The following is a 15055-nucleotide window of genomic DNA, read 5'->3' on the forward strand; positions in this document are numbered from 1 at the left end:
TACTGGCTTAAGTTTTTTTATATACCTAATTGACCTATTCATCTGTATTATCCCTTAAAGGCAGTCTCAGATGAAATGTAAACAATCGATTGCTATGCTGGAGCGTCAAAGTTCCTCCGTGCAGCTCCACAATGTTCCGGGCAATGGAAAGGCCAAGACCGGCGCCGGATTGAATGCCTTCACTGCTTCGGGAATGGTCTACCTTATAAAAACGTTCGAAAAGTTTATGTTCCTGCTCTTCCGTAAGGGGGGTTCCTTTATTTTCGATTTCAATGATGATATGCCGATGATCCGACTTCATCATGACGCGCACGGTCCCCGGTTTTTCCGAGTATTTCAAGGCGTTCATCAGCAGATTATCGATGGCTCTGGCTATCTTTTCACTGTCAATGAGGGTAATAGCAGGAGAGCCGCCATTCTCTTTCACGATGGTGATTTCATTCTCCTGGGCAATCGGCTCAAATTCAAAAAGCAGCTGATCGAGAAGCTGAAGCACGTCGATCGGCTTTAAGTCAAGCCGAGGCTCAGTTGAGGTCAGCCGGGTATATTCAAACAGATCATCGAGCAGTTTTTTTAAATGCACAGCCTTGTTATAAGTGTTTTGCACAAACCGCGTATACTCGTCTTGATCCTGGAAGGAACTTGTTCTTAAAAGCTCGATATAGCCGATAATGCTCGTAAGCGGCGTACGTAAGTCGTGGGAAATTCCCGTGATCATCTCCATCTTGGAGTTCTCCAGTTCCCGCTCCTTTTCAATCTGATGCTGCAAACGCTGCGCCATTAAATTGATGTTGTGCGCGACCCTTCCGAGCTCATCTTTTCGGTTCACATCCACGCGATAATTTAAATCGCCCTCAGAGATCTTTTGCAGTCCATGTTCCAGATGAACCAGGTCTTTTACGATCCGCCGTGTCAACATAAAAAAGGTAAGGATAAAGATGATAAAAAAGAGGGGGGTTAGAAAGTAAGGAAAGATATCTCGGAGAACGTTCCATTTCAATATCTTTAAGAATAATAAGATGCAGAAATCATTTATGGCCGTAGCGATGATCAAACTGAGCACCATGCGGATTAAAATATTGATCTGGATCTTTTTCTTTCTTTTTGGCTCTTTTACGTGTTCATTCAATTTTATAGCCAACTCCCCAAACGGTTTTAATGTATTTTGGCTCTCTTGGGCGATCCTCTATTTTCTCCCGTAGATTGCGAATATGAACCATCACGGTATTGTCCGAATAGCCGTACGGCTCTTTCCAGACGCTTTCGTAGATCTTCTCGGAGCTGAATACCTGCCCAGGATGAGTCGCGAGCAGCTCCAGAATGGAAAACTCCAGAGGTGTCAGCGAAATGTGGTTCCCTTTTAAGGTAACGGCATGCTTGGCCTTATCTATGACAAGGTCTTTAAGGATGATCAGAGAATGAAACTCCTCTTTTCCGATTAAGGATTGCCGCCGCAGTTGAGCTTTGACCCGGGCAAGCAGTTCCAGCGGATTAAAGGGTTTAACCATGTAATCATCCGCTCCGGTCGTCAGTCCCGTAATTTTATCGATATCTTCTTCTTTGGCTGACAGCATGATGATGGGGGTGCTGGATATTTCCCTGATTTTCATGCAAGCTTTAATCCCATCCATTCGCGGCATCATCACATCCAGGATGACCAGATGAACTGGAGTTGTCTGGATGATACTCAGCGCTTCCAGACCATCTGCCGCCTCCAGAACATGGTATCCTTCATTGCGTAAATAAACGTGGATAACGTCTCGAATTTCCGGATCGTCGTCTACGACAAGCACGGTGTTCATGGTATGCTGCTCCTTTATTTTCGGATTACGGATCCTACAGTGGTTCAACATTTGCTGCCCATATTTATTCTACATAACCGTTAAGCCAAAACCAATTTCCAAGCTGATCCGGCGCAAAGATGTTTTACAGCATCTCCTTTTTGCGGCAGGTATAAACAAAAGCCGGAGGGAAGTTGAGGGGGACAAACTCGATGTTTTCAATGGTGAATGCCTTGGCAAACTGCTTTTTCATTTGCAGGGAGTACTGGAAAGCGATAAAAACGCCTCCTGGTTTAAGCGCCTCAACCATTTGATGAAGCAAGGTTTCGCGCATTTCACTCGTGAAATTAAAAAAGGGTAATCCGCTGATAATACAGTCAAGCTGGCCGATGCCTTCTTGATGGATGGTTTTAACGAGCTGGCAGGCATTCGAATAACACGGAAAATCCGGGTACTCGATCCTTAAATTATTTCTCATCTTTTTATCTCTTTCGAACAATAACACTTTTGCAGATTCATGTAACTGCGGCTTTATGAAACGTGTGATCGCGCCTGTACCTGATCCGAGTTCCGCAACTGACTTTACCTCGTTCCAGGGTACGGACTGAACCATTTTAGCGGCAAGGAAGCGGGAACTCGGGATGACGCTCCCTACCCGTTTGGGCTCTTTAAAAAATCCCTGTAAAAATAGCAGATGTTCATTGATGTTCAAGCGGTGTTCCCCCCAATAAAGTGATTAGACAGTTATGAAAAGTTATGATTCATCAAGCTGTATCGCTTGTTGTTGGCATGAACCATCATAACGAAAAAATCTGAGGACTTTATGGGGGGAAATCTAAAGAAAATCTGAAGATTGCAAAGAGGGCGTTATTTCGCCCAATGTTCTCCGGCATCCTTTGTTTTATAGATGTATGTCCGGGTCTCCGTATCACTTACGAATTCTATGGTCAGGCTTCCGGTCTTGCTGTCGGCAGCATCGAATTGAGGTGGGGACACGTTTCCGTATTTAAAGCCTTCAGGGATGTCGATGTTTTGCAGGACCCAGCTTTTGCCCCCATCTGTCGTTCTGTATAGAGGGACGGTTACGCTGCCGTGGTAGCTTGCGGCAGTCCAGCCATGCTGGGCATCAGCAAAAGTAACGCCGGATACATAACCTTCAACCTTATCGGACACGTCGGAAACAAGTGAAAAGGATTGTAATTCGTTGTCTGAAAGGTACAATTTCTTCGTCATTAACCCCGCGCCAGGATCGGAAGTAAGCAAGAGCCAAATCTGATTCTTCCCGCCTGTTTTAGCTATCGCCACAAAAATATGATGTTCGGTCATTTTTTGATTGATGTCGGGGTCCAGCTTCCATGCGGACGATTTCCAGTTTGCTCCCCGATCCGGACTGTAAAAGGTCAATAAGCTGGCTTGGCCACCTTGAAGGGCGGAATAGATAAACCAACCTTCAGAGTTTGTGGCATGGGCGTAAATCTGTTCGGCATTCTCCGGCACTTGGGCTGGTTCGGGGAAATCCTCAGTTGCTCGAGCTGTTGGTTCACTGCTGCGGTTGTCTTTTGTCGTACTTGTTTCTGCTGTGGCATCATCCGGAGTGCCCGAATTGGCATTCTCTAACGCATTTGAATCGGGCTGGCCTTGTTCACTTAGCTTGCCTCCGGTTTCGTGTACAACAGCCTCTTGGGGATGAGTTCCGGGATGATCCGTCCTCTGGGAGCAGCCAATAATTCCGGAAAGGAGAGTCATGGTCAGAGCAAGTTTAGATAAACGCGGCATCTACATACCTCCTTTTTTAGCGATTATATCCAATGGATGCTCTGAACAAGTAACAGGATGATCATAAAGTTTTAATTTGACATGATTTTTCTGCTGATTTTTCGGGTATTTTTGTTATCCGCGGTAAGGTAAAATTCAAACCATCTATGCAGATCTCATACAGAGGTGAACCCATGAAATATGATAACCCGGTCATCAAAGGGTTTTATCCCGATCCCAGCGTTTGCAAGGTGAACGATACTTATTATCTCGCTTGCAGTTCGATGCAGTATTTTCCCGGCGTCCCTCTTTTTGAAAGCAAGGATTTGATCAACTGGACCCAGATCGGCCATTGTCTGACGCGCAAGAGCCAAATTCAGCTGGACAAGGTCAACAGCTCGGGCGGTATATTTGCTCCTACCCTGCGGTATAACGGCGGACGGTTCTACATGACCACGACCAACGATACGACGCGCCAAAACTTCTATGTATGGACGGACGACATCTACGGAGAATGGTCGGACCCGATCGGTGTGGATCAGGGCGGGATCGATCCGGATTTGTATTTTGAAGACGGCAAAGCTTATTTTATGAGCAACGGCGTGGACGATGAAGGCATCGGCGGCATCGTGCAGTGTGAAATCGACATCGAAACCGGACGGAAGCTCACGCCAAGCCGCTCCATCTGGCAGGGGACGGGAGGACGCTATCTCGAAGCCCCGCATTTATACAAAATCGACGGACGCTATTATTTAGTAGCCGCAGAAGGGGGCACCGAGTTTGGCCATATGGTGACCTATGCGCGGGGAGATTCTCCTTCCGGACCGTTTGAACCGTATTCCCATAACCCTGTGTTAACCAACCGGAATATGGGCGGCTATGAAGTGCAGGCAGTGGGCCACGGCGATCTCGTTCAAGACGAGAAAGGAAACTGGTGGCTGCTTCACCTCGGATTCCGGCAGATGGGACAGTGGATTCCTTATCATCATCTGGGGCGCGAGGTATTTTTGACACCGGTTACGTTCGGCGAGGACGGCTGGTTCACGGCAGGACATCATGGCACGACGCTGTCGTCCTTTGAAACCGACCGCATTCCGGATGAAGTCGTTCAGCAGGAGAAGAAGCGCTATACTTTTGAAAATATGGAATGGGGCAAGGACTGGTGCTATTTGCGCCATCCGGATCTTGGCAACTACTCGTATGAGCATGGCGTGCTGGAGCTGAGAGGAACCGAGATAACGCTCGATCAAGCGGATTCTCCCACTTTCATCGGGATTCGCCAAAGAGATTTTGAAGCGGTGATTTCCTGCGACATAAGCCTCACTCAAGGCGAGGCCGGCATTACGCTCTATATGGACGAGAACCATCATTACGATTTGGCGATACGTCAAGGCGGAAGCGGATATGAAGTCATTGAGCGCCTGAATGTTGGGGATATCAAGTCCATCGAGAAGGCTGTCGATTTGAAAAATAGCAGCCGCGCCTCCCTGGTAATCCAGGCCAGCCCTACGCACTACCGGTTCCTTCTGCGAGCGGACGGCCAGGAAATACAGCTTGGCACCGCGCAGACGAAGTACCTTTCATCTGAAGTAGCGGGAGGATTTACGGGTGTGATCATCGGTTTGTACGCACGCGGCAAAGACGCTGCTGCCCAATTTACGAATTTCACATGCGAATATCTATAATTTTTCAATCGATAGGGAGAGCCGTAAGGTTCTCTATCTATTAAAAAACCGACGTGAAAACGTCGGTTTTTTGCATTTTAAATGCGTCGTCACAGCCCTCTTGGGGAAACGGAAGCGCCGGCATGCACCGACGTCGAACGGCGCGGAATAAGGCGGGTCGGCAGCTTGATCTGCCTGTACCCGGGTGCGTCGTTTTCGATCTGCTCGACAATGAGCTTTCCGGCCTCCCGGCCCAACTCCCGTTCCTGCTGCACCACGGCCGTCGGGGGAACGATGCTGAAATCGGGGTATACGACGTCATCAAAGAAGACCACGGAGAGATCCTCAGGTACCCGCAGTCCCATAGCCAAGGCAGCCTGGATGACATGCGGACTGAAATTCGAAGAAAGGGCCGCGGTCATATGCGGGTTGGCCTGCAAAAACTGCTGGATCATCTCGATGACCTCTTCGTCGCTATTGTCCATCCCCAAACGGGTCATCTGCAGGCTGCGGTCGATGAGAATGTGGCGGTCTTCCAGTGCCTGTTCATATCCGGCAAGCCGATCCTCGATACTCGAGGTTCCTTCCGATTTGGTGGAGATAAATCCGATATGCCGATGCCCCAGATCGTACAAGTGCTGAACGGCCTGCTGGCCGGCATCGTAGTTGTTGGAGCTGACCGAGTTGGTCTCCACTCCTTTCAGCAGCCGGTCCAACAGCACCAACGGAAATCGGTTCAGTGTCAGCGACAGAATTTCGTTATTGTAATTTTCGCCTTCTACGGGATAAATGATCAGTCCGGCGACGCCGGCCTGCTTCATCTCGCGTATTTTCTGGATTTCATACTCCTGGGAGTCATTCGTTTTGGAAAAGAGCAGATGATAGCCTTCCTCCGCTAACGAATCCTCAATACCGCTGAGCAAATTGGCGGTAAAACGGTTGTCCAAGCGGGGCAGCAAAAAGCCGACGGTCTTGCTTGACGGCAGTGCCGCTTCGGTCGACAGCGGGGGAAACAGAGCTTCCGTTTTTTGTTCCGACACGAAGGTTCCTTTTCCCTGCATGCGGTATACGATGCCTCTGTCCACGAGGTCGGACAGCGCATTCTTGACCGTAATCCGGCTTACTCCGAATTGATCCGAGAGCTCATTCTCCGAGGGGATCCGGTTCATCGGCTTCCAGTTCCCGCTGCGGATCTGCTCCAGGATATAATTTTCGATTTTTTTATACATGGGAGTAAACTTTTTCGTCATGTTTGGCGCTCCATTCGAGAATAGGTCTGTTTAAAATATATTACAATTATCCAACCCGAACAAGTATAAAATACAAGTTATTATATCGAATGGTATGTTTTTATAGTTACTTTCCCTAAATAATCTAGTGAAAAATACGAGTTATTTCAATGGTTATTCGTGATATTAATCTTATCTCTAATTAAGTTGTAATAAAAAAATAAACATTTACATTAAAAAATAAGATGTTTATATTGTTATCATAAGTTGAGTCGAACATCGTGAAGGCATCGTGGAAAGAAGGCTGGAAGCGATGCGGGGCAAGGGTGGCACTTGTCATATTTTAACAAGGGGGTGGTATCCAAATCCGCCATATTGAAAGGGATTGCAATCCGTAGGGTCCTTCAGAAATAAAAACCCATATTAACCGATTAAGCGAAAAGGTGGTTATCCGATGAAAAGAAAAGCAACCTTGATGGTAACGATGCTGTCCGTTCTTTGTTTGTTTGTAAGCGCTTGCTCAGGCGGACAGAAGCAGGAGGGCGGCAGCAGCGCGGAAGGCAGCAAGCATTTGACCATGTGGACCTGGAAGGTCGCTTACACGCCGGGAATCGAAGCGGCAGCCAAGCTGTACGAGGAGAAGACCGGAGTGAAAGTGGATGTCGAGACCTTTACGCCTGACGATACTTACAGACAAAAGTTTCAGGCGGCGGCCAACTCGAAAAATCTCCCCGACGTCGTCAACTGGTGGGCGACAGCGGGCGACTCCATCGAAGGCTCCGTGCTTGAGCTGTCGGGCGAAGTCGGCGACGACGTGCTGAGCAAGTATTACGGTACGGCCATGGATCCGATCAAGGTGACCCAGAGCCAAGTCGATTCCTGGCAGAAGGACAAAAACGCCACGACCGTACAAAAGTCGCTGAAGGCGGGGCAGTTCTACGGACTGCCGCTCGATATCGGCGGATTCTTTACCTTTTACGGCAACAAGCAGCTGATCGAGAAGGCGGGGCTTACCGCCGAAGCTCCCAAAACGTGGGAAGAGTTCGTCACGATGATGGAAACGATCAAGAGCAAGACGGGAACACCGGGGCTTGTCTTTGGCGCCAAAACGTCCGACCTGTGGGAGAACTGGGCCGGATCCGCGCTGGCGATCATGTATGGCGGGCCTCAATCGTATATTGACCTGCTGGAACGAAAAGCGAAAATGAGCGATCCGGAGCATCTGCCGGTTGTTCAGGCGGTACAGACGCTCGCTGACAAAGACTTGCTGATGCCGGGCATTTTGTCGACGGATATCGACGGCGCGGACCAGGCGTTCGCCGCGGGCAAAGCCGCATTTGACCTTGGCGGTTCGTTCACGATGTCCACGCTGCTCGCGATGGGCATGAAACCGGAGGATATCGTCACGTTCCCTGTGCCGCCGATTGACGGCTCGAAAATCACTTCCTGGACGACAGATCCGTTTACGCTGACGATGCTGTCCGTGAATAAAGATTCGAAGAACAAGGATGCCGCGCTTGATTTTATCAAGTATATGACCACGGATCCGGATGCGGCCGTTGCGTTCGCGAATGCGGCCTATACGGTTCCGGCCCTGAATTTGGGCGACCGTGCCAAAGATCTCGATCCGAACCTGAAGGCGATCGTTGACTCGTTCGCTACCGAGCCCGGACCGTATTCGGAAGCGCAGCCGGCTATCAACGCTTACCGGGGCAAGAACAAGGAGTGGGAAGTGTATGCCCAGTCCATCCAATCCATGATCGAAAAGAAAATGACGGCCGAACAGGCTGCGAAAAAATTCGACGATACGATGAAGAGCCTGCAGGCCAGCGGCAACTGATAATCGGCTCTGGCTGTATGATGCAAACGGCGGCAGGGACACGCGCCTTTCCGCCGCTTGCTTAATCCAAATCCAAAGGTGATGGAAGATGATAACAACTAGAAATAAATGGGTACCGTATCTGTTTTTGCTGCCGGGTGTTCTCCTGTTTCTCGCCGTTGGCGTCTATTCGGTCGGCTTCTCGATCCTGCTCAGTTTTTACAACTGGTCGGGGATCGACTTTTCGACGGCCCGCTTCGAAGGCCTTGCTAACTTCAGGCAGTTTCTGCTCGGGGATGACCCGATCGTCACTCAGAACTTTTACAACTCACTGCTGCATAACGTCCTGATCGGTGCAGCCCAGGTCGTTATCGTCATCCCTATCGCGATTGTGCTGGCGTTCGTCCTGCAGAATACAAAGATGGCGTCGCTGTACCGCACGGTGTACTTCCTGCCGATGATCGCATCGGGCGTGGCGATTTTTTACGTATGGAAAGGACTGTTTGAGCCTACTGGCGCTTTTAATTCCCTGTTTCATGCGATCGGACTCGACTTTCTGACCGTACCCGGGGGGATGCTGGGGAGCTCGTCCACGTCGCTGATCGGCATCATTATTACCTCGATATGGGGCGGCCTTCCGGGCACGCTGATTCTGTATTATGCCGGATTAACCTCGATCGATCCTACCTTGTATGAGGCCGCGAACGTTGACGGTGCCAGCAAGCTGACGATGATCACGAAAATCACATGGCCGCTTCTGAAGCCAATTACGCTGATCGCGGTCATTCAGATGGTCAACGGCGCGTTCCAGGCGTTCGAGAACGTGTTCATCATGACCGGCGGCGGACCCTCAGGCAGCTCGGAGGTCATCGGGACGCTCGTGTACCGGACGGCGTTCCTGAATAACGATTACGGGCTGGCCAGCGCGATCGGATGGATATCCTTCCTGATTACCGGAGCCATTGCCATGTTCAGTATCCGGTCGTTCAAAGTCGACATTTAGAGGAGGACCCGAGATGGTCAAGACTATCAAACACATCATTCTGGTTTTATACGGGCTGACCTGCGTGTATCCTTTCTTGTGGATGATCGGCACTTCTTTGAAAACATCCCAGGATGCACTGGCCAATCCGCAGTCACCCCTCCCCAAAGGGGCGCCTGAGTGGTCCACGTTTGCAGAAGTGTGGAACAAGCTGAACTTTTACCGCTTTTTCGTCAACAGTGTGGTCGTCAGCATCATCGTCATTATTGGGGTCGTTCTGATATATACGATGATGGCGTATTCGTTCGCCAAGTTCAGATTTAGAGGCAAAAAATTCGTGTATTACACGTTCATCGCGCTGCTGCTCGTTCCTGGCGTGACGACGCTCATTCCGCTGTATATCAACATGACGAATCTCGGCCTGCAGAATACGTACGTCGGCATGATCCTGCCGATGATTAACGGGGCTGCGCCGTTCGCCATTTTCCTGTTTACGAGCTATTTCCGGACCATATCGCATGAGCTGTACGAGTGCGCCGTTCTGGACGGCTGCGGCAACTTCAAGATTTACTGGCGGGTCTATCTGCCGCTGGCCCTGCCGGCGATCGGAACGATTGCCATCCTGAACTTTATCGGAAGCTGGAACAACATTCTATGGCCGATGATTATCGTCGACAAGCAGGAGATGTTTACGCTGCCGATGGGGCTGATGTACCTGGATTCCTCCTCATTTAAAAAATGGAACGAGCTGATGGCCGGAGCGCTGATCACCGTCATACCGATCCTGATCGCGTTTCCGTTTATGCAAAAGATGTACGTTAAAGGCATGACCGTCGGTTCGGTCAAAATGTAAAACGCATCATTCATGCCGTACCCTCGTTAGCGCACTAGAAAACATACAAGAATGGGATGAAAGAGATGACCATAAAAACAGCGCATATTATTGCGCATTCGCATTGGGATAGAGAGTGGTATTTGCCATACGAAAAACACCGGCTGAAGCTGGTCCGCCTGATGGAGGATTTGATCGAGGCCTTCGAGCGGGACCCGGAGTTTGCCAGCTTTCATTTGGACGGCCAATATATCGTCCTGGAGGATTATTTGCAGATGATGCCGCACCGGGCGGAACAAGTGCGTTCGCTGGTCGAACAGGGGAAGCTGATCGTCGGCCCCTGGTACATTCTTCAGGATGAATTTCTGGTCAGCAGCGAAGCGAATGCGCGCAACCTGCTGATCGGGATCCTCCTTTCGAAAAAGATGGGGGGATATGCGAAAATCGGTTATTTTCCCGACTCCTTCGGCAATATGGGGCAGGCACCCCAGCTTATTCGCCAGGTGGGCATCGATGTGGCCGTATACGGGCGCGGCGTCAAGCCGGTGGGCTTTAACAACGAGGTCCAGTCCGGTAACGAACATACGTCAAAATACTCCGAGATGTACTGGGAATCTCCCGACGGCTCCCGGGTTTTGGCGATCCTGTTCGCCAACTGGTACAACAATGGAATGGAGATTCCGACGGACCCTGAAGCCGCGAAGGCGTATTGGGCGGAAAAGCTGGCAGCCGCCGAAGCGTTCGCCTCGGGACCGGAGCTGCTCTTCATGAACGGCTGCGACCACCAGCCGCTGCAGAAGGATCTGTCCAGGGCGCTGCGCACCGCCGCCGAGATGCTACCGGACGTGGAGTTCCGCCATTCCAGCTTCCCCGAGTATATTGAAGCGCTTCGTCAGGCGAACCCGGATGCCCTCGATGTCGTGCGCGGCGAGCTCCGAAGCCAGTGGACGGACGGGTGGATCACGCTCGTCAATACCGCGTCGGCCCGGGTGTACATCAAACAGCAAAACGTGCGGAGCCAGACCTTGCTGGAAAAGGTGGCCGAGCCGCTCGCCGTCATGGCCCATTTGACCGGTACGGCCTATCCGCGGCACGAACTGCTGTATGCGTGGAAGACGCTGCTGCAAAACCATCCGCATGACAGCATTTGCGGCTGCAGCGTTGACGAGGTGCACCGCGAGATGATGACGCGCTTCGCCAAGTCGCAGCAGGTGGCGGAGTCGATCGCTGCGGACAGCGCCGCGGCGGTAGCTGCTGCCGTGGACACCTCCGGCTTTGACCCGGAATCGGCGCGGCCTTTCGTCGTCTTTAACACGTCGGGCCATTCCCGTTCCGGCGTGGTTCGCACGACGGTGGACATAGAGCGCCGCTATTTCGATCATCAGGCTCCGCACGAGAAATACGAAGCGTTCCAAGAAGAGTACCAGGCTTTTGATCCGGAGGAATGGATCGTAACGGACGAAGGAGGCAAGCCCGTTGAGGCTAACATCGAGCCACTCGGCCCGGTATTCGGCTATGACCTCCCGGATGACCGATTCCGTCAGCCTTATTGGGCTTTTCAGGTGGATGTGGAGCTCTATGTCAAGGACGTTCTAGGGATCGGTTATCGGTCCTACGCCCTTGTCCGCAAGGATTCCCTGGCCAAAGCCGAGTCCGTTTCGCCTGCTGCAGGCGGCGTGAACGCAGGCGGCAACGCGATGGAGAACCGTTATCTTCGGGTGGAGATCGCGGAAGACGGCTCCTTTACGCTGTTGGATAAAGTGAATGGCCGGAAGTATGAAGGGCTTGGCATTTACGAGGACACGGGCGACATCGGGAACGAATACATGTACCGGCAGCCGGATGGAGAAGCGCCGCTGACGACGGAGGGCCTTTCGGCGGGTATCCGGCTGGTGAAGCATACGCCGCTGGCCGCCGTATACCGGATCGAGCACGTCTGGAACCTGCCGCTTGGAGCGGATGCGCTGCTGGACGAAGAGATTCGCTCCATGGTCCCTTTCCGGTACCGCAAATCCCGCCGCGTTAGCGAGACGGCCGGGGTGAAGATCGTCACGGAGCTCACCCTGGGCAAGGACAGCCGCTGCGTAGGCATCCGGAGCATGATCGACAACACGGTGAAGGACCACCGCATCCGTATGCTGTTCAAGACCGGACTGGCGGCGGCTCATGTGATGGCGGACTCCATTTATGAAGTGGCGCGGCGCCCGATTCAGCCTGAAGCCGCGTGGAGCAATCCGAGCAACGCCCAGCATCAGAACGCGTTCATCAGCTTGAGCGACGGCCAAGCGGGCCTTACCGTCGCGAATCAGGGACTGAACGAATACGAAGTGCTGCCCGCGCATAACACGATGGCGGTCACGCTCGTGCGCGGCGTCAGAGAGCTTGGGGATTGGGGCGTATTCTCGACGCCCGAAGCGCAGTGCCTGGGAACGCATGTCCTGGAAATGGATCTGATTTCCCATGATGCCGATGTGGTTGAATCGGGCGCATTTATCGAGGCTTATCAATTCCCGGTTCCATGGACGGTTCATCAGACGGGAGTCCACGGCGGCAAGCTGCCGGCGAATCATACGTTCCTCGAGTGGGAAGGCGACCGTCTTGCCTTCAGCGCACTCAAGCTGGGCGAGGAGAACGAGGATCTGATGTTCCGGGTATTTAACGTTTCATCGGCTGCGCCTTCTACCCTGTCGGTCACGCCTTCATTCCATGTGAACGGCGTCTATGAGAGCACCATCATTGAACAGCGCGGGGAAGAGATGGGAAGAAACGAGCAAAGCGGGTATACGGCAGAGCTGGGACCGGCAAAAATTCAGACGGTCGGCATTCGTCCGGCTCTGCGATAATATAGTCCATTTTGGGGAGGGGAAAGCGGTATGGCCAAAATAACGGCAGTACGCTGCATTCGAACGAGACATGATGGAAGCTGGGTCATCGTCAAAGTCATGACGGACCAGGACGGATTGTACGGCATCGGCTCGGCCAGCGATATTTACCAGCCAGGAGCCGTGGTCAGTGTCATTGAGGAACTGCTGGCACCGGTGCTTATCGGACGGGACGCAGGCCAAATCGAGGACCTGTGGCAGACGATGTATACGAGCGGTTACTGGCGCAACGGCTCTACGCTCCATACCGCCATGGGCGGTATCGACATGGCGCTGTGGGACATCAAGGGGAAGGAAGCGGGGATGCCCGTGTACCAGCTTCTGGGCGGCGCGGTCCGTTCGGCCGTTCCTTGTTATGCGCATGCTAACGGTGCCACCTACGAGCAGCTGGAGGAAGAGGTGCAAGCCTTCCAGGAGCAGGGCTTCGGTGTGATCCGCTGCCAGCTTGGGGGCTACGGCGGAGGCGGATTCGTCACTCCGCAGGGCGTATCGAAATTCCCTCCTGCCAATGTATTCGATGAAGCCAGCTACATCACGGCGATCCCGGACATGTTCGAGAAGCTGCGTGTACGGTTCGGCATGAGCCTGGGCTTTACGCATGACGTTCACGAGCATCTGACGCCTTCCGGCGCCGTCAGCTTATCGAGAGCGCTGGATCCGTACCGCCTGTTCTTCGTGGAAGACTTGCTGCAATCGGAGCATACGGGATGGTACCGGCGGGTCAAAGAAACGAGCACCACGCCGCAGGCCGTCGGCGAATTGTTTGTTCACCCGCAGGAATGGCTGCCGCTAGTTCAGGAGCGCTTGATCGACTTTGTCCGGATGCGCGTCTCCAAGGCCGGCGGCATTACCCCATGCCGCAAAATTGCCGCCGTTTGCGAAGCTTTCGGCGTTCGCACCGCGTGGCAGGAAGGCGGGGAGAACGACCCGGTCAACCAAATCGCGGCCGCGCATCTGGACATGGCGATCATGAGCTTTGGCGTACAGGAGATCAACCATTTCCGCAGCGAGGAGAAGGAGGCCTTCCCGGGCCACGCGGTTTTGGAGCACGGGCATTTGAAGCTGAACGATAAACCGGGGCTTGGCATCGATATCGACGAGCATAAGGCGGCAGCCCTGGTAAAGGATCAAGGTTCCCTGGCAGCATACCATAACCCATACAAGCTGGACCGCAAGCCGGATGGAACGCTGATTCGTCCGTAAGGTCCGGCTGGAAGGAGGAAAAGATCATGAAACAAATCGTCGTGACCGGCTCGGAAGGAAAATTGGGCCACTACGTCGTTCAAGAGCTTAACCATGCAGGATACCGGGTCATCGGAACGGATGCCCGCCCGGCAAGCGGGAGAAACCGTTATGCCCGTTATGTCCAGGGGGACTTGACCCAGCTTGGCGAGGTGTACGGTATTTTGGCGGAGTCGGATGCGGTGGTTCACCTGGCTGCCGTGCCGAATCCTATCAACTTTTCGCCGGAGCGGATCTTCGCCAACAATGTCATGGCGACATACAACATCCTGGAGGCTTCTTCGAAGCTCGGCATCCAGCGCGTCGTATTCGGATCGAGCGAATCGGCCTATGGATTCTGCTGGGCGAAGCATCCCTTTCCGCCGCATACGCTCCCCGTTGACGAGGAGCATGTGCTGCTGCCGCAGGAAAGCTACGGGCTGTCCAAGCAGGTGAACGAACAGACGGGCGATATGTTCGCCCGCCGTACAGGTATGGAAGTCTATGCCCTCCGCTTCTCTTTGATTCTGGCGCCGAATGAATACGATCGGGAGATTGCTGCCTTCAGTGATACCGCCAGACATCACCGCATTCTATGGAGCTATGTTGACGCGCGCGACGCCGCTTCAGCCTGCCGGCTTGCGCTGGAAGCACCCGTGCAAGGACAGGCGGAGGCATGCCGCCTGAACGTCACATCCAGCGACTTGCTGAGCGATGCAAGCGTCAGCGAGCTGGCAGCCAAGTATTATCCGCAGGTGCCTTTTCCAGGCAAGGACCCAGGTAAGTTGACGGCGCTCGTGTCGAACGCCCGGGCGAAGTCGGTCCTGAACTGGGAGCCTGCTCATTCCTGGAGGAACGCCGGCCGTTAAGGCCGGTTTTCCTTAAGGTGC

Annotated in this window: 12 protein-coding genes; 7 read left to right on the top strand and 5 right to left on the bottom strand. The window is 52.7% G+C overall.

What is annotated here, in order from left to right; all coding sequences use genetic code 11:
• Positions 1-34: 34 nt before the first annotated feature.
• The 4 genes from IAE55_RS15425 to IAE55_RS15440 form a co-directional block, all read right to left on the bottom strand.
• Positions 35-1129, bottom strand: a complete 1095-nt coding sequence (locus tag IAE55_RS15425; RefSeq protein ID WP_200633182.1) for a sensor histidine kinase — start codon at positions 1127-1129, stop codon at positions 35-37.
• Positions 1122-1802: a response regulator transcription factor gene (locus IAE55_RS15430; RefSeq protein WP_105445633.1), complete on the bottom strand. Its 681-nt coding sequence runs from the start codon at positions 1800-1802 to the stop codon at positions 1122-1124. Before IAE55_RS15430 ends, IAE55_RS15425 begins: the two co-directional genes overlap by 8 nt.
• A 124-nt stretch (positions 1803-1926) precedes the next feature.
• Positions 1927-2493 carry a class I SAM-dependent methyltransferase gene (locus tag IAE55_RS15435; RefSeq protein ID WP_200633183.1) on the bottom strand — a complete coding sequence of 189 codons (567 nt, stop codon included), beginning with the start codon at positions 2491-2493 and terminating at the stop codon, positions 1927-1929.
• 155 nt (positions 2494-2648) lie between these two features.
• Positions 2649-3557, bottom strand: coding sequence for a WD40/YVTN/BNR-like repeat-containing protein (locus tag IAE55_RS15440; RefSeq protein ID WP_200633184.1), 909 nt, complete (start codon positions 3555-3557; stop codon positions 2649-2651).
• A gap of 173 nt (positions 3558-3730) precedes the next feature.
• Between IAE55_RS15440 and IAE55_RS15445 the strand changes: the two genes are divergently transcribed.
• Complete coding sequence (locus tag IAE55_RS15445; RefSeq protein ID WP_200633185.1) at positions 3731-5221, top strand: glycoside hydrolase family 43 protein; 1491 nt, start codon at positions 3731-3733, stop codon at positions 5219-5221.
• Positions 5222-5310: 89 nt separating this feature from the next.
• Here IAE55_RS15445 and IAE55_RS15450 read toward each other — a convergent pair whose 3' ends face one another.
• Positions 5311-6450, bottom strand: a complete 1140-nt coding sequence (locus IAE55_RS15450) for a GntR family transcriptional regulator (protein ID WP_200633186.1) — start codon at positions 6448-6450, stop codon at positions 5311-5313.
• Between the two features lie 433 nt (positions 6451-6883).
• On the opposite strand from IAE55_RS15450, the gene IAE55_RS15455 reads away from it, so the two are divergent.
• From IAE55_RS15455 to IAE55_RS15480, 6 genes are all read left to right on the top strand, one after another.
• Positions 6884-8269 (top strand): ABC transporter substrate-binding protein, encoded by a 1386-nt coding sequence (locus IAE55_RS15455; protein ID WP_145161243.1) that lies wholly within the window; start codon positions 6884-6886, stop codon positions 8267-8269.
• An 88-nt stretch (positions 8270-8357) separates the two neighbouring features.
• Positions 8358-9251 carry a carbohydrate ABC transporter permease gene (locus IAE55_RS15460; RefSeq protein ID WP_076172897.1) on the top strand — a complete coding sequence of 298 codons (894 nt, stop codon included), beginning with the start codon at positions 8358-8360 and terminating at the stop codon, positions 9249-9251.
• Between the two features lie 13 nt (positions 9252-9264).
• Positions 9265-10083 (top strand): carbohydrate ABC transporter permease, encoded by an 819-nt coding sequence (locus tag IAE55_RS15465; protein ID WP_076172898.1) that lies wholly within the window; start codon positions 9265-9267, stop codon positions 10081-10083.
• A 65-nt stretch (positions 10084-10148) separates the two neighbouring features.
• Positions 10149-12905 (top strand): alpha-mannosidase, encoded by a 2757-nt coding sequence (locus IAE55_RS15470; RefSeq protein ID WP_200633187.1) that lies wholly within the window; start codon positions 10149-10151, stop codon positions 12903-12905.
• A gap of 30 nt (positions 12906-12935) precedes the next feature.
• A complete protein-coding gene (locus tag IAE55_RS15475) occupies positions 12936-14147 on the top strand; it encodes an enolase C-terminal domain-like protein (RefSeq protein ID WP_200633188.1) in 1212 nt (403 codons plus the stop codon).
• Positions 14148-14173: 26 nt separating this feature from the next.
• Positions 14174-15034, top strand: coding sequence for an NAD-dependent epimerase/dehydratase family protein (locus IAE55_RS15480; protein ID WP_200633189.1), 861 nt, complete (start codon positions 14174-14176; stop codon positions 15032-15034).
• The last annotated feature ends 21 nt before the right edge of the window (positions 15035-15055 follow it).

It is taken from the genome of Paenibacillus sp. S28 (genome assembly GCF_016624415.1).
Lineage (GTDB): Bacteria > Bacillota > Bacilli > Paenibacillales > Paenibacillaceae > Paenibacillus_AQ > Paenibacillus_AQ favisporus.